Annotated in this window: 18 protein-coding genes and 1 pseudogene; 16 read left to right on the forward strand and 3 right to left on the reverse strand. The window is 37.4% G+C overall.

All coding sequences use genetic code 11. From position 1 onward, the window contains the following. Positions 1-18 precede the first annotated feature (18 nt). The 5 genes and pseudogenes from C1724_RS19190 to C1724_RS19210 all read left to right on the forward strand — a co-directional run bounded on the left by C1724_RS19190 (position 19) and on the right by C1724_RS19210 (position 5,448). On the forward strand, positions 19-1,137 hold the full coding sequence (locus C1724_RS19190; protein WP_102348391.1) for an ABC transporter substrate-binding protein: 1,119 nt from the start codon (positions 19-21) through the stop codon (positions 1,135-1,137). Continuing rightward, positions 1,137-2,234: an ABC transporter ATP-binding protein gene (locus tag C1724_RS19195; RefSeq protein WP_102348392.1), complete on the forward strand. Its 1,098-nt coding sequence runs from the start codon at positions 1,137-1,139 to the stop codon at positions 2,232-2,234. The genes C1724_RS19190 and C1724_RS19195 overlap by 1 nt, the downstream gene beginning before the upstream one ends. 1 nt (position 2,235) lies before the next feature. Then, the gene (locus C1724_RS19200; protein WP_102348393.1) at positions 2,236-3,111 is read left to right on the forward strand and encodes an ABC transporter permease; all 876 of its coding nucleotides are present in this window, start codon (positions 2,236-2,238) and stop codon (positions 3,109-3,111) included. Beyond that, on the forward strand, positions 3,104-3,913 hold the full coding sequence (locus C1724_RS19205) for an ABC transporter permease (RefSeq protein ID WP_102348394.1): 810 nt from the start codon (positions 3,104-3,106) through the stop codon (positions 3,911-3,913). Before C1724_RS19200 ends, C1724_RS19205 begins: the two co-directional genes overlap by 8 nt. A gap of 270 nt (positions 3,914-4,183) precedes the next feature. After that, a pseudogene (locus tag C1724_RS19210) lies at positions 4,184-5,448 on the forward strand (NAD-dependent succinate-semialdehyde dehydrogenase). A gap of 440 nt (positions 5,449-5,888) precedes the next feature. Here the strand turns inward: C1724_RS19210 and C1724_RS19215 are convergent. Then, positions 5,889-6,596, reverse strand: coding sequence for a FadR/GntR family transcriptional regulator (locus C1724_RS19215; RefSeq protein WP_102348395.1), 708 nt, complete (start codon positions 6,594-6,596; stop codon positions 5,889-5,891). A gap of 400 nt (positions 6,597-6,996) precedes the next feature. On the opposite strand from C1724_RS19215, the gene C1724_RS19220 reads away from it, so the two are divergent. From C1724_RS19220 to C1724_RS19245, 6 genes are all read left to right on the forward strand, one after another. Then, positions 6,997-7,926, forward strand: a complete 930-nt coding sequence (locus tag C1724_RS19220; protein WP_102348396.1) for a dihydrodipicolinate synthase family protein — start codon at positions 6,997-6,999, stop codon at positions 7,924-7,926. A 175-nt stretch (positions 7,927-8,101) separates the two neighbouring features. Further along, positions 8,102-9,391, forward strand: a complete 1,290-nt coding sequence (locus C1724_RS19225) for an ABC transporter substrate-binding protein (RefSeq protein WP_102348397.1) — start codon at positions 8,102-8,104, stop codon at positions 9,389-9,391. Positions 9,392-9,461: 70 nt separating this feature from the next. Continuing rightward, complete coding sequence (locus tag C1724_RS19230) at positions 9,462-10,409, forward strand: carbohydrate ABC transporter permease (protein WP_102348398.1); 948 nt, start codon at positions 9,462-9,464, stop codon at positions 10,407-10,409. A gap of 14 nt (positions 10,410-10,423) precedes the next feature. Further along, on the forward strand, positions 10,424-11,236 hold the full coding sequence (locus C1724_RS19235) for a carbohydrate ABC transporter permease (RefSeq protein ID WP_180994344.1): 813 nt from the start codon (positions 10,424-10,426) through the stop codon (positions 11,234-11,236). Positions 11,237-11,359: 123 nt separating this feature from the next. Further along, positions 11,360-12,463 (forward strand): iron-containing alcohol dehydrogenase family protein, encoded by a 1,104-nt coding sequence (locus tag C1724_RS19240; protein WP_180994345.1) that lies wholly within the window; start codon positions 11,360-11,362, stop codon positions 12,461-12,463. Between the two features lie 123 nt (positions 12,464-12,586). Continuing rightward, on the forward strand, positions 12,587-13,684 hold the full coding sequence (locus C1724_RS19245; RefSeq protein WP_102348401.1) for an ABC transporter ATP-binding protein: 1,098 nt from the start codon (positions 12,587-12,589) through the stop codon (positions 13,682-13,684). Between the two features lie 341 nt (positions 13,685-14,025). On the opposite strand, the gene C1724_RS19250 is transcribed toward C1724_RS19245, so the two are convergent. Together C1724_RS19250 and C1724_RS19255 are read right to left on the reverse strand one after the other, a co-directional pair. Continuing rightward, positions 14,026-14,469 (reverse strand): MaoC family dehydratase, encoded by a 444-nt coding sequence (locus C1724_RS19250; RefSeq protein ID WP_102348402.1) that lies wholly within the window; start codon positions 14,467-14,469, stop codon positions 14,026-14,028. 361 nt (positions 14,470-14,830) lie between these two features. After that, positions 14,831-15,394, reverse strand: a complete 564-nt coding sequence (locus C1724_RS19255; RefSeq protein ID WP_102348403.1) for a PadR family transcriptional regulator — start codon at positions 15,392-15,394, stop codon at positions 14,831-14,833. Between the two features lie 436 nt (positions 15,395-15,830). On the opposite strand from C1724_RS19255, the gene C1724_RS19260 reads away from it, so the two are divergent. The 5 genes from C1724_RS19260 to C1724_RS19280 all read left to right on the forward strand — a co-directional run bounded on the left by C1724_RS19260 (position 15,831) and on the right by C1724_RS19280 (position 22,247). Next, positions 15,831-16,601, forward strand: a complete 771-nt coding sequence (locus tag C1724_RS19260) for an enoyl-CoA hydratase/isomerase family protein (RefSeq protein WP_102348404.1) — start codon at positions 15,831-15,833, stop codon at positions 16,599-16,601. Positions 16,602-16,631: 30 nt separating this feature from the next. Next, positions 16,632-17,399 carry an N-acyl homoserine lactonase family protein gene (locus tag C1724_RS19265; protein WP_102348405.1) on the forward strand — a complete coding sequence of 256 codons (768 nt, stop codon included), beginning with the start codon at positions 16,632-16,634 and terminating at the stop codon, positions 17,397-17,399. A gap of 17 nt (positions 17,400-17,416) precedes the next feature. Then, complete coding sequence (locus C1724_RS19270) at positions 17,417-18,940, forward strand: class I adenylate-forming enzyme family protein (RefSeq protein ID WP_180994347.1); 1,524 nt, start codon at positions 17,417-17,419, stop codon at positions 18,938-18,940. 60 nt (positions 18,941-19,000) lie between these two features. Beyond that, positions 19,001-19,765 carry an SDR family NAD(P)-dependent oxidoreductase gene (locus C1724_RS19275; protein ID WP_102348407.1) on the forward strand — a complete coding sequence of 255 codons (765 nt, stop codon included), beginning with the start codon at positions 19,001-19,003 and terminating at the stop codon, positions 19,763-19,765. An 85-nt stretch (positions 19,766-19,850) separates the two neighbouring features. Then, entirely contained in the window at positions 19,851-22,247 is a 2,397-nt protein-coding gene (locus C1724_RS19280) for a xanthine dehydrogenase family protein molybdopterin-binding subunit (protein ID WP_219723281.1), read from the forward strand. Positions 22,248-22,299 lie beyond the last annotated feature (52 nt).

Below are 22,299 nucleotides of genomic sequence, written 5' to 3' on the forward strand. Positions count from 1 at the left end.
TATCCAGAGGTGAACCTAATGAAAAAGAAAAAATTATCAATATCCTTTATCCTATCGCTTGTAATGGTATTATTACTGGCAGCATGCGGGGGCGCAGGAAATGAAGCAGAACCTGAAACTGCGAATGAAAAAAATGCAGAATTGCCAGAAACTAATGAAGTTATTATTGGAGTATACGGAGGTAACTGGGAAAAGCAAATCCGTCCAAGCATTGATAAATTCCAAGAAGAAACAGGAATTAATGTTGAGGTTGTAGCAGGGGCTGATGCCGAATGGTTCACAAAACTACGTGCCTCAAACGGAAATAACCCTCAATATGATTTATTGATTTTACAACCAGATACCATTCAACGCGGGGTTGCTGCGGATTTATTCGTTCCGCTTGACGAAGAAAAAGTACCAAACTTAGCTGATCTTTATTCTTCTGTCCAAGACAAACTAACTTTTGATGGCAAACAATATGCTGCAGGGTTTAGCATGGGCCAACTTGGTCTTGCTTATCGTAAGGATCTTGTTTCTGTGGAACCAACTAAGTGGTTAGATTTATGGAATGAAGACTACAAAGGACATGTTGCTATTTCGTCACCAAGTTATTCTGCAGGTCTACAATTTTTCTCAGGTCTTATTAATGCTTTAGGTGGGGAAGAAAGTAATCCTGAAGATGTTGATGCGGCTTTTGCTAAGTTAAATGAATTAAAGAGTAGCGTTGTAGCGTACCCTGATAATCCAGGAACCATTCAAACATTACTTGAACGTGGAGAAGCTTGGATTGTACCGTTTTGGGATGGACGTGTGTTCGCACTCCAGGAATCTGGCCTTGATTTAGGTTTTGTGTATCCAGAGGAAGGTGCTGTAGCTGCAGCTGCTAGTTGGGCTGTCACAAAAGGTAGTCCAAATGAAGCCAATGCATATAAATTGTTAAACCATTTAATCAGCCCTGAAGTACAAAAGGAATTTTCTGATCAGTCGTTCTATGGGATGACAAATAAAAATGTTGAGTATAGCGATTTCTTAAAAGATAAAGTTCAAACTGGTGAAGAGGCATATCAACAATTAAAGTGGGTTGATTATGAAACAGCTACACCAAACTTAAATGATTGGACAAATCGCTGGACGCAGGAACTTGGTGGTCAATAATGGGCGGTATTAAAATTGAACATGTGAGCCGCCACTTTGATGACAATGTGGCACTTGCGGATGTTAATTTAGTAGTACAAGAAGGGGAGTTTTTCTCCCTTCTTGGCCCAAGTGGCTGCGGTAAATCGACACTTTTAAATATTATTTCTGGTTTTTTGGAACCTACATCTGGATTGGTATACATTGGTGGAAAGGATGTCACAAGTCTACCTCCATATCGACGAAATCTCGGAATGGTTTTTCAAAATTATGCACTTTTTCCTCATTTAACTGTCTTTGAGAATGTTGCATACGGGTTGAAAATAAAAAAGCTCCCTCGTAATGAAATTCGAGAAAGAGTCACGGAAGCTCTTTCACTTGTTCAACTTTCCTCGTTTGCACAAAGAAGACCGCATCAGTTAAGTGGCGGACAGCAACAGCGTGTGGCTATTGCACGTGCTTTAGCAATCCAGCCTTCTGTCCTTTTGCTTGATGAGCCATTAAGTAACTTGGATGCTAAGCTTCGCAAGGAAATGCAATTTGAACTACGAAATATTCAACAGCGTGTCGGGATTACCACCATTCTCGTAACACATGATCAAGAGGAAGCATTAAGTCTTTCAGATAGAATTGGAATTTTAGGAAAAGGTCACCTGCAACAAGTTGGGAGTCCATTAGAGGTCTACCGCCATCCTGCCAATCGCTTCGTTGCGGAATTTATTGGACAAGTGAATTTATTTGAAGCAAGAAGGGTTAATGAAGGTCATACTGATATTAAAACAAACAAATATGAAACAGTAGAATATGAGACGGAAGGAAACCAACCTCTTCAAATAGAGGTTAAGTCACATTCTGTTCAAAAGGGATTGTTCATGCTGCGTCCGGAAAGAATCCATATATCTTTTACACCAATCGAACGATCAGTAAATGCTGCTCAAGTTACATTAAAAGAAATCAGTTACATAGGGAATGCACTACGTCTTAATGTTGTACTTGATAAGGGCGAACTAACGATCCATACACCGGACCCAGTGTTCAATGCGCTTCCTAAACCGGGTGATACATTCTGGATTAACTGGAATGCAGAAGATATTATTCTATTGGAAGCAGGAGAGTAATATGAAGAAATCTTCGAAAAAGAAAAACCAACTTTTTCACTGGATGTTGTTGCTCCCGACCTTATTATTTCTTGGTGTATTCCTAGTAGCGCCTTTGTTATTTTTAATTGTACTTAGTTTCAGAGATGTAGACAATATGTTAATCGTTCTGGATTCTTATAGTTTTGCACATTATATAGAAGTTTTTACGTCAGCTATTTATGTGGATACGATTTTATCGACTATTTGGATGGCAGTGATTACAACGGTACTTTGCTTATTGCTAGCCTATCCCGCAGCGTATTTGCTAGTTAGAGCACCGAATAGAAAACTTCGCGCACTGTTTTATATCATGCTCGTTTCACCGCTTCTTACAAGTGTCGTTATACGTACTTTCGCATGGATTGTCCTTTTGGCGCAAAACGGTTTAATCAATGAAATATTACTTAAACTCAATATCATTGCAGAACCGCTATCGCTTTTATGGAATATGAAGGCAGTTATCATCGCATATGTTCAAGTGATGCTTCCATTTGCTGTGCTTCCAATAGCAACTTCCTTGAGTGATTTAAATCCCAATTTACGAAATGCATCTATGAGCCTGGGGGCAGGACGTATTGAAAGCTTTTTTAAGGTTACACTCCCATTAACGATACCAGGAATCATCACAGGTGCAATCATCGTATTTTCTTTAGCAGCAGGCAGCTACATTACTCCATTGCTTGTTGGGGGACGGATGCAGCCGATTTTGCCTTTATCAATCTACCAGCAAGTTATGCAAGTATTTAATCTTCCACTGGCAGCAGCGATGTCGATTAGTTTATTGGCAATTGTTTTTATTGTTGTTGGATTATTGGGACTTGTATTAAAACGATGGGAGAGTAGAATGCATGGCTAATAAATTTTGTAATAAATCCATACCATGGATTGATGTTTGTATTTGGACAGTGGGAATTTTCGTTTACTTATTTTTAATTTTGCCTGTTTTTGTGATTGCACTTTCTGCTTTTAGCCCTAATGCCTATCCGGAATTTCCACCAAAAGAGTTTTCATTGAACTGGTTTTATGCTGTGTTTGAAAATCCACAATGGATGGATTCTTTATGGACGAGCGGGATACTACTTGTGATTGTTACACCATTGACTGTTATTTTAGGAACAATGGCTTCCTATGCATTGGCGAGATTGCAATTTCGCGGGAAGGAAGCCATCCAATCGTTTGTATTATCACCATTAATGATTCCACAAATTGTTCTAGGAATTGCCTTGCTTTATATATTTACTCTAATGGGGATAAATGGAAGTATTACAGCGTTAGTGATCGGGCATATGATTATTTGTTTCCCATATGTTGTAAGAACAGTAGCCGTTAGTGTTTCAAATTTGGATCCCCGATTGGAATTAGCTTCTATGAATCTAGGAGCAAATCCGATTCAAACATTTTTTAAAGTGACGCTTCCGTTAATAAAGCCAGGGATCATTGCAGGTGCTGTGTTTTCAACCGTTACGTCCTTTGGAGAGATTTCCATTAGTTTATTTGTATCATCACCGTCGACCATCACAGTACCTGTTCGTACATTTAGTTATATAGAGCAAACTTTTGATCCAAGTGTAAATGCCATCTCAGTTATTTTTATTGCCATTTCGATAATAGCACTTATTATTATTGAACGAACAATAGGATTATCTAAAGTTATGTAGCATAGTCTCAGTTCAGTTTTTTGGCTCAGGATATAATGAAAAGGTAATGTACCACGTAAATTTACCATTCGGATAAAAATGAAGTTCTATAAAGTTACCAAAACTCTGTTTATTTTCAAGCTGCTAAGGAAGTGAAGAGTAATAATGTCAAGTTTAAAAGTATTTAACCCTGCAACTGGAGAAATCATTAAGTAATTAGAAATCCATGACAACACCGAGATCCAAATACGGATTGAAAAAGGTGACGAAGCTTTTTACTCATGGAGGAAAGTGGATGCACATAAGCGTTCTGAACTGTTAAAAGCATGGTCAGCAAAGGTGCAGGAGCAAAAAGAGGAAATTGCTCAAATCATGACACTTGAAAGTGGAAAACCTTTAACTGAATCTAGAGGTGAAGTTGATTACGCGACAAGCTATATTGATTGGTACGCTGAGGAAGCAAAACGAATATATGGCCGAACGATCCCTTCGAATACACAATCGAAACGTATTTTAGTAATAAAGGAGCCCATTGGTTTAGTTGGGGCAACAACACCTTGGAATTTTCCAGCTGCAATGATGACACGTTAAGCAGCTCCTGCTTTAGCTGCTGGATGTACATTTATTGTGAAGCCAGCAGTAGACACACCATTAACGACAATTAAATTGGTTGAATTAGCACATGAGGTAGGAATTCCAAAGGATGCTTTACAATTTGTAATTGGTTCCGGAGTGAAGTCGGCAAAGCTTTTACAGAAAGTTCACTAATTCGAAAAATTACCTTTACGGGTTCGACACCAGTGGGCAAAAAGTTAATACAAGCTAGCTCGAATAAAGTACAACATGTATCCATGGAGTTAGGTGGACATGCTCCTTTTATTATTGCTAAGGATGCAGATATTGAATATGCAGTTAAACAGGCGATTGCTTCGAAATATAGGAATGCTGGCCAAACGTGTATTTGTGCAAACCGGATAATTGTCCACAATGATGTTGCAGATACTTTTACTAAACAATTTGCTAAGGTTGTAAAAGAGTTGAAAGTTGGTAATGGTCTTGAAAAGGGGACCCATGTTGGTCCTGTTATTAATAAAAGTAGCTATGAAAAAATTTATGCTCAGGTCGAGGATGCATTAAATAAAGGAGCTAATTTGTTAACAGGACATGTATATGATGTAAATGATGAAAAGGGGTATTATTATTATGTATACCCAACAGTGCTTACGAATGTAACTAATGATATGGACATTATGCATGAAGAAACATTTGGTCCTGTTGCGCCAATCACAACCTTTACAAACCTTGAGCAAGCTGTTGAAATTGCAAACGGTACTCCATTTGGTTTGGCTGCATACTTTTTTACAAATGACTATAGAACAGGAACCTATTTATATGAAAATTTAAAATTTGGTGTGGTTGGATGGAATGATGGAACACCATCTGCGGCACATGCTCCGTTTGGAGGAATGAAAGAAAGTGGTATTGGACGTGAAGGTGGAATAGAAGGTATTGAACCTTACTTAGAAACTAAATATATTTCAATTGGGAATCTATAGTCTATAATAGGATGGTTAAAATGTAAAAATGTTTTATTCCTATTTCAGGCGAAACTATAAAAACAACACTTCGTATAAAGGGGAGTGTTGTTTTTGTGATTTATCAAAAGGTTCCTACTTTAGGTATAAATTCCTTAGATACTTTACTTAGGAGTGGGATAATGTAGATGAGGTATATCATGAAATGGAAGAGTTATTTAATATCCTAGATATCAGGAAATTTTAACTTCGACCGGGTTGTTAAAAGAGGATATTCAACAGGACAAGAGTATCTATTTCAGACTAGTTCGTACTTTAGTTCCTGCCCATCAGGATATTAATGTGTAAGTATACTATGGGGCAGGAACTTTTATTTGAAACACATCATTATCTTACTAAAATATCAAACTCTTAAAAAAATGCTAGATATCCGAGAGAGCAGAAGTTAAGAGGTATTTGTATTATTTATCGTTACCAGACTTGATTACGTCTTCAATATCTTTAATAGAGATTCTGATGTGTCTTGCAACTTCTGCAGCGGCTAGTGATTCGTCTTTTTCTAATATAGCTCTAACAATATTATTGTGCGGCTCCAGCGCATGAATTGCTTTTTCTTTAACAGAAAATGACTTGGTCCGATAATTTTTAAAGGAGTCTGTTATGAGTTTATAAATTTCAATTAAAAGTATGTTATGAGTGGCGTCTACAATTTTTTTATGGAATAATTCATCAAGAGAAATTAGTTGAACTACATTATAATCTTCTACTGCTTTTTTGAACTTTTCGTTAATTATTTTCAATTCATTGAAATCAGAGTCTTTTCCATTCTTAATTGCAAGAGTAACAGCAAGTGTTTCAATTCCTTGACGGACTTCCATGAAATCCTGAATTTGAACTCCATTAATTTCAAACCAATTTGCAATACTGGCATTATCCTCCTCTGTTATTCGTTTTACAAAAGCTCCTCTTCCCGGAATAAGTTCAATATACCCTAAGGCATTTAAAACTCTATATGCTTCCCTGACTGAAGATCTCCCAACCTTTAATTTTTCACAAACTTCTTTCTCAGTAGGCATTTTATCCCCTACCTTTAAATCACCAGATGTAATTAAATCTTTCAGGTTGTTTACGATATGATCGGTTACTGAAATTTTTTCAAAGGGTTGCAAAACGATTTCTCTCCTTCATAGATTCGGATTATCTGTTGTCATACAAAATGAGTATAAGGTGAGTATGATAATCCTGTCAACTATATCCAAAAAGGTGATTTTAATAGTTCTTTACTTTAAATCTAGTTCCTTAGAAATCTTTTAAAGTTTTAAAATACCTCCATTGACATAATTTTCTTAATTATTTATACTAGGATTGTCAGACAATCTTGAAATAGTTTTTTTAAATCAGGTTTATTGTCTGATAACACACAATGTTTATTTGATAAGGGGGGATTTGATTAAAACTAAGTTTTAACTCGTAACGAGATCAAAGGTGCACAAGAAGTTACATACCATATTTTTTTTATGGGTTATTTTATCGAAACTTTTAAAAAACAAAATAAAAGGTGGGCTATACATGGAATTTTCTAAATCACATAATGGTATACAACTAAATCTCAAAGGGATTATCCCTCCAATGATTACTCCATTTTTACCAGGTTCTGAAGAATTAGATATTAAAGCCATTCAGGATGAGGCAGAATACCTTATTTCTACAGGAGTTCCTGGCATATGTGTTGGTGGCAGCACAGGAGAGGGACAGGGGTTATCGGAGGAAGAAATTTATACATTATGCAAGACTGTTGTTGATCAAGCAAATGGGCGTGTTCAAGTGATTGGCGGAGTCATCTCAGATTCAACAGCTGATGCAATGCGCAAATCTCAAGCTGCAAAAAATGCAGGTGTAAATGCGTTACAATTGACACCCCCTCATTATTTATGGTCTCCAAATACGGAAGGTTTAGTTCAACATTTCCAACGTGTTGGGGACGCTATTGAACTTCCAATCATCATTTATAATGTTATACCTTGGGTTGATATTGATGTTCATTCAATGAATGAGATTATTGACAGAGTTCCTTGGGTATTGGGAGTAAAACAGAGCGGTGGTGACATGCATAAAGTCGCGGATATGTTGGATAAGATCCACAGCAAAGTTCCTATCACAACCGGTATTGATGATCTATTATTTCCAACTTTTGTTTTAGGAGTAGATGGAGCTATTTCATGTTTAACAGCTGTATTTCCGGAGTTGACTCAGGAGTTATATCAAAAGGTTCAGAACGGTGATTATAATGGAGCCAAAAAAATACATGATCGATTGTTGCCTATTTGGAGATCAATTGAAGGGCCTACAATGCCGTACTTAGCAAAAGTAGCTATTGAAATGTTAGGACGAAAAGCTGGTGTTGCACGAAGTCCTATTTTAGCTCCAACAGAAGAAAAAAGATCAGAAATTCGTCAACGTTTAGAAGAAGGTGGTTTTATTACCGCTGTAAAAAAATAACCGTCAGCCAGCATTTCTTAACAAATTAAAAAATGCATAAATGAAAAGATATAATATTCAGAAACTATTGACAGGTAATAAACTGAAAAATATTGTATGATGTCAGATAATAACCATTTGAAGGGTGATAGTTTAAAAGATTGAATGATACTATTTTGTTAATGGGGGAATCAGTATGCTAAAAAGAAAGTGGTTTAGTAGTTTAGTGCTTATATTTACTCTTGCAATATTTACAGGTTGTTCAAGTGAATCAAGCGATTCACAAGCTAATGATGCGGGATCTGATGAAAGCGTTACTACAATTGAATTTTGGCATGGACATACCGGCCCTGACGGTAAGGTTATGGAAGAGTTAGTAAGGGCTTTTGAAGAAGAACATCCAGAAATAAAGGTCAATACTCAATCGTTGCCATGGGGTGAATTATTCACGAAAGCCCAACTAGCTATTAAAGGCGGTTCTGGACCGGACATGATGTCGATACCAATTGACCGCGTATTTTTATACAAAGATACATTAGTAAAACCAGTAGATGATTTAATTAACGAAAGTGCTATTAAAGCCGAAAATTTCGATCAATATCTTTGGGATAAAACGTTTTTTGATGGTAAGCAATATGGAGTACCACTAGACTCTCATCCATATGTTCTCTATTATCGTCCTGATTTAGTTGAAAAAGCGGGGTTGGAGCCTTTACCAAAAGACCGTCCATTAACAAGGGAAGAATTTGAAGAATATGCAACCGCTTTAACGACAGATTCACAAAAAGGTTTTGCGTATAAACAAACAGCACATCACACATGGTGGGATATTTGGAGTTTGTTCCTGCAAGCTGGCGGCTCATTATATAACGAAGATCAAACAGAGAGTAATTTTGATTCTCCAGCAACAAAAAAGGCTATCGATTATCTATTATATCTGAAAAATGATCTTCAGGTAACACCACCAACTAACTTAGACTGGACTACTGCTTTTTCATATTTTAATGATGGCCAAGTTGCAATGCTAATGCATGGATCATGGTTGATTCCTGGTTTAGAAGAGTCTGGTACAGAATATGATACAGCTATGGTACCACAATTCTTTGAAGAGGATTATGGCGTATTTGCTAACATGCACACATTGACATTAACAAGAAGTGACGAAGCTAAAGCTAAGGCTGCATTTACATTTATAGAGTGGGTTGAACAAGAAGAGAATGCGACAGCATGGGGTGTTGGCTCAGGGAATGTACCAGCAAACTTAGCAGCACGTGAAAATTATAGTGAAGAAGATAAATTAAAACCACTTGCAGAGATGGCAAATTTAATGAAAGGCAAACTATTTATGAATCCTTATACAGAAAAGGATGAAACCATTCTTTATAAACATATGGTGCCAAATCTAGAAGGTATATATAACGAAACGATCTCCATTGAAGAAGGTATCAAAAAAATAGATGAGGCGATTAATCAAGAGCTTCAGTAACTTTGGGATAAAGAGAGGACGCGTTCCTCTCTTTTCTAAAAAATTCTTATCAAGAAAGAAGTGAACTAGTGTGGAAAAAAATATTGCGACAAGAGTTGACGTTTCCCTTGTAAAAGAAAAAAGCCTTTTTTCAAAAAATAAGCTTTCGTTACTTCTTTTTTTAGGTCCATTTCTTTTGTTTTTCGTGATATTTCATGTAACGCCTCTTCTTGGCGGTTTATTTATTAGTTTCACAGATTTTCCTCTTCTCGGGGAAGTAACATTTGTTGGACTTGAAAATTACATGAAAGCTTTTAAAGATCCATTATTTCATAAATCGTTAATCAATACATTTGCATATGTGATCGGTATTATCCCTTTATTTGTCTTGTCTATGTTAGCGGCATTATCCATACAAAAAGCTAACAAAGGACGACGCTTTTTTCAAGTCATTCTCTTTTTACCTTATATTATACCGATGGCTGTAAATGGTTTTATATTTTCGTTTATGTACATGCCAAACAACGGTGTTCTCGGAGGCATCTTACGCTTTCTCGGTTTTGAGGAACAAGCTAATATTGGCTTATTAACACAACCTTCAACGGCCTTAGTGGCAGTAGTATTTGTTTGGGTATACATTCATTTAGGGTATATTATGAGCATTCTTTATAATGGACTAGAAGAAATCCCTAGTTCGTATTATGAAGCGGCCAAAATAGATGGAGCTGGAAAAATTAGAACCTTTTTTCAAATTACCCTCCCACTTTTAAGCAATGTTTTGCTTTATGTAGTAGTGACAAGTTTTATACTTGCCTTTCAAATATTCCCACTTGTTTGGATTTTGACAGGTAGTGGAATGGGAGAGGGAGCAGGAGGACCAGCTGCTTCAACTATTTCGTTAGATCTCTATATTTATCAAAGTGCATTCAGAGATCAGGCACTTGGGTATGCATCCGCATTAGGTGTATTAATGTTAATCGTTACATTCCTGATCGCTTTAATTCCGTTTAAATCATTTAAAGAAGTAACATACGATTAATTAAGGAGGATATGATGACGAAAACTAGTAGGCTTCCTTATATATTTCTATTCTTTTTAGTAGCTTTGATTTTTGTTCCACAATTATTAACTTTGTCTGCTTCCTTTAAGGAAATCTCGGAAATGTATTCTAACCCATTACGGATTATTCCAGAAAATCCAACACTTGAACCATGGGTTCGTTTGTTTTCAGAACAGCCAGTAATGAAATGGTTATTTAACAGTATTTTCATTGCACTCATAGGTACTGCTATTAACCTCGTCATTTGTTCTTTGGGAGGCTATGCATTTGCTCGTTTGAAATTTAAAGGGAAAGAAGCACTGTTCCGGCTTGTCATCATGACATTAATGTTACCGTTAGCAGTTTATATTGTTCCATTATATATTGTGATGGACAAGTTAAGTATCTTAAACACATATTGGGCTGTAGCGATACCTGTAAGTGAAAGTATATTCGGTGTATTTCTATTAACTCAGTTTTTTAAAAATATACCCGGTGAGATGGAAGAAGCAGCCCTTATTGATGGATGTAACCGATTTCAGACATTTTTGTACATTTTCCTTCCGATGGCAAAATCGAGCTTGTTTACATTGGCAATATTCTCGTTTGTTTGGAAATGGAATATGTTCTTATGGGCATTGATCGCTCTAAATAAAGTTGATCTTTACCCACTAATTCTCGGATTATCCTTATCGGTAGGACAATATGAAACAGACAAGAACGTGCTAATGGCAGGAGCTATTTTAATCGCTATACCGGTACTGATCATTTACTTTGTTTTTCAAAAGTATATTATTGGCGGTGAAGCAACGAGCGGTCTCAAATAGGCTAATAGTTTTCTAACGTTAGGATGAGAATTTTGGTCAAAGTATACTAGCTTGATTTACTTCAAAATGCTCATGACCCAAAGGACTGCTGTATCAATATTTAATAAAATGGAGGGGATTAAGTTGTTTACATCTATGGCTTATCCTACAAATTATATTCAAAGACCAGGAGCTCTAAAAGAGGTGGGCGGATGGATCACAAAATTTGGAGCACATCCGCTTATCATAGCCGGTCCTACAGCTTGGGAGAAATCCCAAGATAAAATTAAACTAAGCTTAGCTGAAAGCTCTATTGATTATGAGCTGGAATACTTCCAAGGACATTGTTCAGACACTGAATTTAAACGATTGTTGTCAAAAGTTCCTCCTTCAACAGATATCATCTTGGGTGTTGGAGGGGGCCAGTGCTTAGATATGGCGAAACTACTTGCCAATTATCTAGACATCCCAATTATAACAGTGTCCACATTAGCATCAACTTGTGCTGCATCTAGCCCCGTTTCAATTATCTATACAACAGAACATGTATTTGTAAGGGTCGAAAATTTTGATAGATGTCCTGTAGTGGCGATCGTTGACCCAGATATTATTCGAGATGCGCCGCTCCGCTATTTGAGTGCAGGCATAGGTGATACAATAGTCAAATGGTATGAGGCTTTCCCAGTGAATAATGGATTTTTAAATACGAGAACACAAGCAGGATTAAAAATGGCAGAACTAGCAAAAGATCTTTTATTTGAGTATGGTGAGCAGGCATTAATAGATTGTCAGCAAGGAATTACCGGTAAGTCTTTGTGTCAGGTCATTGATACAAACATTTTACTTGGCGGTTTAGTTGGGGGATTGGGAAGTGAAACTTGCAAAGCATCTGGTGCACATGCGATTCACTATGGCATGACCAACATTCCTGAGATGAAAAATGCTTATCATGGAGAACTAGTGGCTTTTGGTTTACTTTGTCAGTTTAAACTTGAGGGGAAATCTGACAAGGTAATTATTGAGATGATGAACTTTTATAAGAAAGTTAATCTTCCAATATGCCTTTCGGATTTAACAACTGCAGATATTTCAGAGGCTGCGTTATACAATGCAGCTAAGGGAGCCTGCGCTCCGGGTTCAACTATTCATCTATTACCTTATAAAATTAGGGAACAAGATGTTTATGAGGCAATCGTGGAAATTCATCGACTTGGGGAAACGGTAAAAAAAGAACCCACTAATCTGTAAAGAAAGACCTTTAGAATGACCAGATGGCGAATAAAATATTCTTTCATTTAATGTAAGCGTGTGTATTCTTATCTATAAACGAAATAAACAGTACTTAGCAATATGAGGAGAGGGGAGATTGGGTTGGCTGAAATACTTTTAAAAAATATTTACAAAACATATAACGAGGATGTTCAAGCTGTCACTGATTTTAATTTAGATATAAATGATAAAGAATTTATCGTGTTTGTTGGACCCTCTGGGTGTGGTAAGTCAACCACGCTTAGAATGATTGCTGGTTTGGAAGATATCTCAAAAGGAGATTTATATATTGGAGATCGTAGGGTCAATCATGTTGCTCCTAAAGATCGTGATATTGCGATGGTATTCCAAAACTATGCGCTTTACCCGCATATGAATGTATACGACAACATGGCTTTTGGATTAAAATTACGTAAATTTAAAAAAGATGAAATTGATAAGCGAGTTAAAGAAGCGGCTACTATTTTGGGCTTAACAGAAATGCTTGACCGTAAACCAAAAGCTATGTCTGGAGGACAAAGGCAGCGTGTAGCTTTAGGAAGAGCGATTGTTCGTAATCCTCAAGTGTTTTTAATGGATGAACCTTTATCTAATCTCGATGCAAAACTCCGTGTTCAAATGCGTTCAGAGATTACCAAATTACACCAACGTTTACAAACAACTACAATTTATGTAACACATGACCAAACAGAGGCGATGACAATGGCTTCCAGAATTGTCATAATGAAAGACGGAGTTATTCAACAAGTTGGGACTCCAAAGGAAGTATATGATAATCCTGAGAATGTATTTGTAGGTGGGTTTATTGGTTCTCCTGCAATGAATTTCTTTAAAGGAGTAATTGATGGCCATTTCTTTAAAATAGGAAATGTAGAAATTAAAATACCAGAAGACCGATTAAAGACTCTAAAAAGTCGGGGTTATCTAAATACGGAAGTAATTCTTGGTATTCGTCCGGAACATTTTCATGATCGATTAAGTTTTTTAGAAACGTCTCCAGAAACAAAAATAAACGTAAAAATTGAAGTGGCTGAATTGCTTGGTGCTGAATTTTATTTATATTCTAACATAGCCGGCCAAGACTTTGTTGCCCGCGTTGATGCTCATTCTGATGTGAGAAATGGACAAGATTTACAACTAGCGTTAGATATGAAAAAGGCGCATTTCTTCGATGCAGAAACTGAGCTTAAAATCAAATAATTGAAGTAATCGATTGCGGGTGGGGACGTAGGGTCAAAAATGTCCTGATGTTTCGTTTTTCCTCGCTGTAAGGAAAATGTCCCTATGTTCCTGCAAGGCTATTCTCGAAATCCTAAATGATAGAGCATGGGGATAATGATGAGGAGATGGAAGAGTTTTTTCACGATAATACAACTCATAAAATTTTAACTATAATTCAGCGGCGTTGGTCTAAGTCAGGATTAACGCTTTTTCTCATTGAAGGTATTAGCTAAATTTCCTTTTCATTTTATAAGAAAAAAGCCCTCGATAAGATATTCAAACTGCTTAAAATCTCTCGAAAGCTTTTACAATGATTTTTATTAATCTTCACTCTTTCTAAAGCTTAACATTTTGGCTACTAAACTTTGACAAACCTCATTATGTTGATTTAAAGTTTCACACTCAACAAAAAGAAGAGCTTGGTTCGGTTTTGAAGTAGAAGGTTTGATCTTTTTAATTGTGCTCTTTACATATAAAACATCACCTGGGCGAGTGGGCTGTGGCCATTTAATTTCTACTCCAGCTCCAATAAGCCCATGAGCAAAAGGCAGACTTTCTGTCATTAATCTCATCGTAATCGCTGCAGTATGCCAACCACTAGCCGCTAATCCTTTGAAAAATGTATCTTCTGCTAAATTCTCATCACAATGGAAATCTTGAGGATCAAACTCACGAGCAAAACTTTTTATTTGGTCTGCGCTTAAATGATATTTTTCACTGATAAAAGTATCGCCAACTTTTAAATCATCAAGATAAAGTACCATAAAATAGCCTCCTTCATTCATTTATATATGTACGTACATATTTCGAACACACGAAAAAATTTTTTCTTTATTTAAATCTATGTATATTCAACTATGATGGTAGTAGTAAAGATATTATCTGTCAAGAAATAATAACCATTATGAAAGAGTTATTAAGTAGGCAGTGGCTATGTAGTTACAAATACAAAAAATTGATGAAAATGGAATTGGTAAAGATTTGTTAGAAACATACAACTATACTATATTAAAAGTATCAAAAATTAATAGAATTAGGCGAAATAGCCTTGTACTTTATCGTTATAAAAAGAAATGCCCTGAAGCAACAAACTAATCAACATAGGTGCCAGGGCTGTTTATATTTTTATATTTGTTCATTATGATGATCTATGGAGTTTCGATTAATCTCCTCCATTTGACGTTGAGTTTCATCAATCATGCCCTTTAGGCCAGAAACACGGAGATCTAGTGCCATAAGCTGATAAGTCCGCGCTCGTGGGTTTTTACTAGGACGTCTAGTAATTCTTTTTCTAATTTCCCCCAATTCTTCCACCTGCTGTTCCATACTGTTTAGATTGTTTTCTAGAATTTCCATAGCTTTACTATCATCAATGTAATTTGCAAAAAACACTCTTACTAGGAACTCATCTTTTGCTAGCCGATTTTCTGCAGGAGCCATTAGCCACTCTTCTAGAGATTTTTTTCCTTCAGGTGTAATGCGATAGACTTTTTTATTTGGTTTTGATATTTGTACAATAAGATCAGACTCCACCAATCCACTTTTATTAAGGGTTTTTAGAGCGGTATAAATTTGGGTTCTACTAGAACTCCAATTATAAGATACTGAGTTTTCAAAAGTTTTATACAACTCGTACCCAGTCATATCTCGAAGTGATAGCAATCCAAGTATACAGGCTTTTAGACTCATGTTTATCTGCTCCTAATCTAAAGTTAATTGTATTAAGTATAACATGCTTTCTGTAACTTAGTAAATACCTTAATAGTACACATGCGGAATATCAAATAAAAAATAGCTATTATTCTCTTATAAAAACTTAGGCAATCGAAATATTTATGTGTATTTTAACAACTTAATATCCTTTGAAAAGCTTTCCATGGATAATTGCTTTTACAAGTCTAGAAAATCCAATAACACTTTAAGCAGCTTATTGCACTATTTTTCTTTTATATATTGTTTAAAAACAAGCTTTTACAGGAAGTTGATTTAGGACCGGGAAAATTAATCAAATTTTTTGAAAATTATATATTGCCAAATATTTTGAATTATAATATTATGTACTTAACACATATATAACGCATGCGAAATATAAAATACATTTACTATGAAAAGGGTTGATTAAGTAATGGATAACAAACTCTACACAAATGTTAAGGGTTTCGTTGCTGAAATCGTCTTAAACCGTCCTGAATTCCGTAATGCCATAAATTTAGCGATGTGGAAGTCACTTCCAGTAAAGTTGAGAGAGTTCGAACGAAACCCCGATATACGGGTGATTATCATTACTGGAGAAGGAGACCAAGCTTTTTCAGCTGGTGCGGATTTTGGTGATTTGGCTGCTGTAGCTGGAAATGAGCAACTCGTAGATCCAATACTTACAGCTGTTGAAGAAACAATGTCAACGATTGAACAATTGACTAAACCGGTCATCGCCAAAATAAATGGAGCCGCGATTGGCGGTGGATGTGAACTGGCTGCTAGCTGTGATATCCGTATAGCATCCGACCAAGCTAAATTTGGTATCCCTGCTGGTAAACTGGGAATTGCCATTACTGGACAGGATACTAGGAGACTATCATCTTTGGTGGGAGTTGGTTGGACTCGCGATTTATTAATGACTGGCCGGATTATTGATTCACAAACCGCTTTACATATTGGGCTCGTAACTAGGGTTGTACCGCATGAAGAGTTAGATAGAGAAACCGAAATACTGGCGGAACAAATTGGTAAAATGGCAGCGCTTACCTTAAAAGCAGCAAAGGTTCATTCGTTAGAAATAATAAGAGCTCAAGAACTTACTTCAAAAGATGGGTTCTCCATAGCGAAAGACGCTTGGGCGAGCAATGAGTTTAAGAAGAGGGTGAGTGCTGTTCGGGAAAAGAGTAAGACTAAGTGAGATTCATTCATTAATCGGAGGTGCAAATAAGTGAGCGGACTTAAATTATACATGTTCTCATGTGGAACTCTCGAGTTTGACCCATCATTATTTTTACCAGATTTAGAGAAGGGAAAAAAGGTAAACGGACCTGTTCCATTTTATCTGTTGGAACATCCTAAAGGAAGGGTTTTAGTAGATACAGGGTGCCATCCATCGGTTGTTGAAGACCCATTAAAGGCCTGGGGAGGATTAACAAGGGCTTTTTATCCCAAAGTTAATAAGAACGACTTAGCATCTGAGCAATTGCTACAGATGGGAATTGACCCTGATTCTATTGACATCGTGGTATGCACACATCTGCATATGGATCATGCGGGAGGGAATTGTTTGTTCCCTAATGCTAAATTTTTAGTTCATAGAAAAGAGTGGGAGACAGTTCAAGATCCTTCTCTAGAAGGAAAGGGCTATTTTCGAAAGGATTGGGACCATCCCTTAAATTACATCCAAGTTGAGGATGGGTATGACATCTTTGGTGATGGCAGCGCTGTTCTCCAATTTCTCCCTGGACACTCGCCCGGTCATATGGGAGTGATTCTTAAGCTTGATAATTCTGGAACTGTAGTTCTTGCTATTGATGCTGTACCCATGGCTGAAAATATAAAAGGTCCGTTGCCAAAGAATATTACAAATGTAGAGGAGACGCAAAGCTCAGTAAATAAGGTGAAGAGCTTGGTTTCCCAAGGTGCACGTGTAATCTCAGGGCATGATCCAGATCAATGGGCGACCTTAAAAAAGGCACCAGCCTATCTCGATTAATTTTTAGGGGGAAAAGTATGAAAAAACAGTTGATTGGCAGTATTGGCAGTATGGTTAAAAAGCAAGCTCGAATTTATGGAGATAAACCTTTGTTTATCAAGGACGATGTCATTCGCACATATCAAGATTTCGATTTTCGAACAGATCGATTGGCAAGTGGACTCATCCATCTTGGTATAACTACTGGAAAACCAATAGCAACCTATCTTAAAAACTCGATTGAACTGCTGGAAGCATATACAGCAATTGGAAAAGCAAAAGCTGCGACCGTCTGTGTAAATTCAGCTCTAACCCCAAGAGAAATCACATATATTTTTCAGGATTCTGAAGCCGAGATTATCATTACTGATGATGAGCATCTTAATAATGTAGAGCAAGTATTAGCTGATTGTCCGTGCGTTAAGCACGTCATAGTAGTAGGTGAATCGGGAGATCATTTAGCTTTTGAAGATGTGCTTACAATGTCTTTGTATACGGAATTACCTGATGTAACAGGGGACGACTTATTTTCAATCGTTTATACATCTGGTACAACTGGGCAACCGAAGGGAACTCGGCTAACTCATAGGAATTGGACTTGGGTAACTGCTGCTTGTGTGGATGCACTGAACTTCGAGGAAGATGACATCTTTGTTAGTAGCTTGCCGCTATTTCACTCCTATGCCGTAAATACATGTTTTCTTCAGGTTATTTATACAGGAGCAACAGAAGTATTAATAGAACGTTTTTCTCCAACGGCTGTATTAAATGCAATCCAAAAGTATAAAGGTACAGTCTTTCCAGGAGTACCAACTATGTTTAATTACTTAACGAATTTTGCAGAACGTAAGCAATATGATACAAGTACATTAAGAATGGCTATTTCAGCGGGTGCTGTTCTGACGGAAAAAGTTATAAGTGACTTTGAAAAAGAATTTAATATTAAAATCTATAATGGATGGGGAAGTACAGAAACTGCAACCTTTGCAACCTTTGAAAGAGTGGGAGATGAACAATTACCTGGATCATGCGGTTTACCTTTACCAGGATGTACCATCCGTATTGTAGATGAAAATGGAGAAGACTGTGCACCTGGGGTGCGTGGTGAAATGATTATTCGTGGCCCAAATGTCATGATGGGATATCAAAAAAAGCCAATAGAAACGAATAAGGCATTAAAAAATAACTGGTATCACACTGGAGATGTTGCTTATATTGATGAAAATGGGTACATTTTCGTAATCGATAGATTAAAAGATATTATCATTTCTGGTGGTTATAATGTTGCACCTAAGGAAGTGGAGGATGCGATCATAGAACATCCTGCGGTATTAGATGCTGCAGTTGTTGGGTTACCAGATGAAGCTTTAGGCCAGGTAATCAAGGCGTTTGTTGTGCTTAAGGAAGGACAGTTTATAACTTCCCAAGAATTACTTGACAGTTGCCGTCTTTCATTAGGTAAATACAAGCTTCCACGTTTTATTGAATTTGTTGAAAGCCTGCCTAGAACTACCTCCGGAAAGATTCAGCGTTTTGCATTAGTAGAAAAACAAAAAGTATAAAATACAGATATAATAAACTGAATATTAAAAGTATTCACGTTATAGGGAGGCATTAAGAAGATGGATCTTCAAATTAAAAATAAAATTGTTTTAGTTACAGGAAGCGGTCAAGGAGTCGGCAAAGAAATCGGCATGGCATTTGCTATGGAAGGGGCTCATGTGATTTTTCATTACTTGAGCTCTGGTGCTGGTGCCGTGCAGGCTGTTCAAGAGGCCCAAAATCTTGGTGTAAAGTCGATGGCTGTAAAGGCAGACATCACAAAAGCTGATGAAGTTCAAAAGATGGTTAAAGATATAGAAGAGGAATTTGGTGGAATAGACATATTAGTCAATAATGCTGCTTATGTCAAACAACAAAAATTTTTAGAGTCCAAACCTGAAGAATGGGTGCCACAAATCGAGGTTACTCTTAATGGAAACATGCTAGTTACACAAGCTGTTTTGCAAGTAATGATGAAACAAAAGAGTGGGTCAATCATCAATATTACTGGAGATTCAGGCCGTGTAGGGGAATCAGGGCTTACAGTAACCGCTACAGCTCGAGCAGGAACTATAGGCTTTACAAAATCTCTTGCAAAGGAAATGGCTCGTTATAATATTCGAGTAAATTGTGTATCCCTTGGTTTAGTAGAAACGCCTAGTTTTGCTAAACATGTCGGTGGTGTCAGCCCTGAAATCATGAAAAAAATAATTTCTGCTTATCCGATCAGAAGACTAGGTAAGCCAGAAGACGTTCCTCCACCAGTTCTCTTGTTAGCCTCTCCGCTTTCAAGTTGGGTAACCGGTCAAGTGTTTGCTATTAATGGTGGGTATTCAATGGTTTAATTCTAGTAAATTAAGAAGACAGTGGGAATATAGAGTTTATTATACATTACTTTATATATTCTTAGGGAGTGGGAGGTAAAAAATAATGAAGACCGACATTCACGAGATTGGAATTTCGGAAACAAAAGAAAAAAAGGTGGCAATGAAAAAGAACAAAAGTCTTTTCGGAGCCCCAGTTCCCCGAAAAGAAGATGCTCGCTTACTTACTGGACGTAGTCAATACATCAGTGATTTACATTTACCAGGGATGTTACATGCGGCCTTCGTACGAAGTCCACTGGCACATGCTAAAATAACATCTTTTAATATAGAAGAAACTGTAGACATGGAAGGAGTTGAAGCAATCTTAACGGGAGAAGATCCTGAGGTTTCAAGTCTTTCACTTCGAGCTATTTCGGAATTGTCAACTTATAAAACTACTAAACAACCGATATTAGCTTGGCCAAAGGTCAGGTACTGTGGAGAGCCTGTTGCCGTTGTAGCTGCTACAGATCGCTATGTTGCAGAGGATGCTGCAGAGCTAGTAGATGTAGATTATGATGAGTTGCCAGTAGTGATAGATGCATCAACGGCTGTAAATTCAGAACCTGCATTAGTACATGATGAGGCACCAGATAATGTTCTTGTATATAGGAAATTTGATAATGGTGATTGTGAAGATGCCATAGCTAATGCGGAGCTTGTTGTTAGACGGACTTTTAAGACGAACCGCCACCAGGGTGCTCCGATGGAGGGGCGGGCATGTGTGGCCGTATGGGAAAGTTTGGAGCGAAAACTTACCCTGTACAGTTCCACTCAAGTGCCACATTTAGTGCGTCATGGTTTGGCAGATGTATTAGGGCTTTCAGAAAACCAAATTCAAGTCATTACACAGGATGTTGGTGGTGGATTTGGTGTAAAGGCTATTTTCTATCCTGAGGATGTTGCGATTTGTCTATTGGCGATGAAAACGGGGCGTCCTGTTAAATGGGTTGAGGACCGAAGAGAGGGTCTAGCTACTAATACTCATTCAAGAGAACAAAGACATGATATTGAAGTAGCTTTCGATTCTGAAGGGCACATTTTAGCAGTAAAAGATCGTATTCTTTGTGACGTAGGTGCATACTCAGTTTATCCATGGACAGCTGGAATTGAGCCACTTATGGCTGGAGGACTATTGACAGGACCTTATAAGGTTGAAAATTATTTCTGCGAAACCTATGGGGTTTGTACCAATAAAGCTCCCGCCGGTCCATATCGTGGTGTAGCACGCCCTGCGACTACATTTGTAATGGAAAGAGTTATGGATATTGCTGCGCGCTCGCTGAATATAGATCCTGTTGAAATTCGACTACGTAATCTTGTTATGCCTGAAGATCTTCCATATAAATCAGCTACTAAGTTGATTCATGATAGCGAAGCATACCCAGTATGCCTAGACAAAGTATTGGAAGCGATAGATTACGATAAATTGAGAGTTGAGCAGAAAAAGTTACGTCAACAAGGAAGGTATATCGGAATTGGAATTGCTTGTTACAATGAATTGACAGGTTTAGGAAAGAAGGCCTCTGCTGGACCAAGAATGGAATTTCGGACTGGTCATGAAGCAATGACTATTCGGATTGACCCAAGCGGAAAAGTCTCTGTTTTAGCTGGAGTGACATCACAGGGCCAAGGGCTGGAGACTACGATGGCTCAATTGGTTGCATCTGAATTAGGAGTTCCTTTAGAGGATGTTCAAATTCATATGGGAGATACAAAGTTAAGTCTATTTGGATTTGGTGCTTTTGCCAGCCGACAAGCGGTAATTGGTGGTGGTGCAGCGCTTCGGACTGCAGCGGCTATTAAAGAAAAAGTATTTCAAATTGCTGGTCACATTTTAAAAACATCTCCAGAAAACCTGGAAATGGAGGATGGTATAATTTGGGATTGTAATAACCCGAACGAAACAACTAGTTTAGCAGACGTCGCTAATATTGCTTATATGCGATCACATCTGTTGCCAAAAGGTATAGAGCCTGGATTAGAAATGACACGATTCTATGATCCAGTTCACGGAACATTTGCCGGGGGTGCTCAGGCCTTTGTTGTCGAGGTACTTCCTGATACTGGTGAAGTTTCTATCCTGCGCTGTGTTTGTTCGGAAGATAGTGGAAAGGTTATTAATCCTTTAGTAGTAGATGGCCAATTACATGGAGCTATTGCTCAAGGAATAGGCGGTGTTTTATATGAACATGTACGCTATGATGAAGACGGTCAATTGCTTTCAGGAAGCTTAATGGATTACTTGCTGCCGACTTCTGCAGAAATCCCAAATATAGAATTGCGTCATGTCTCATTCCCATCTAAGAATCTTGGTGGAATGCGAGGTGCTGGTGAAGGCGGAACTTTAGGTCCTGCTGCGGGTATAGCAAATGCTGTTGCTGATGCTTTAAGCCATCTTAATATCGAGATAAATGAATTGCCCATTACTCCATCCAAGGTTAGGGATTTAATGCGCTAAACTAAATTTTTTATATTATAGTCCGTATACGTTATATAACTTGAGTGAAATA

Origin of the sequence: Bacillus sp. Marseille-P3661, from assembly GCF_900240995.1 — a bacterium.
Classification (GTDB): Bacteria; Bacillota; Bacilli; order Bacillales; family Bacillaceae_J; genus OESV01.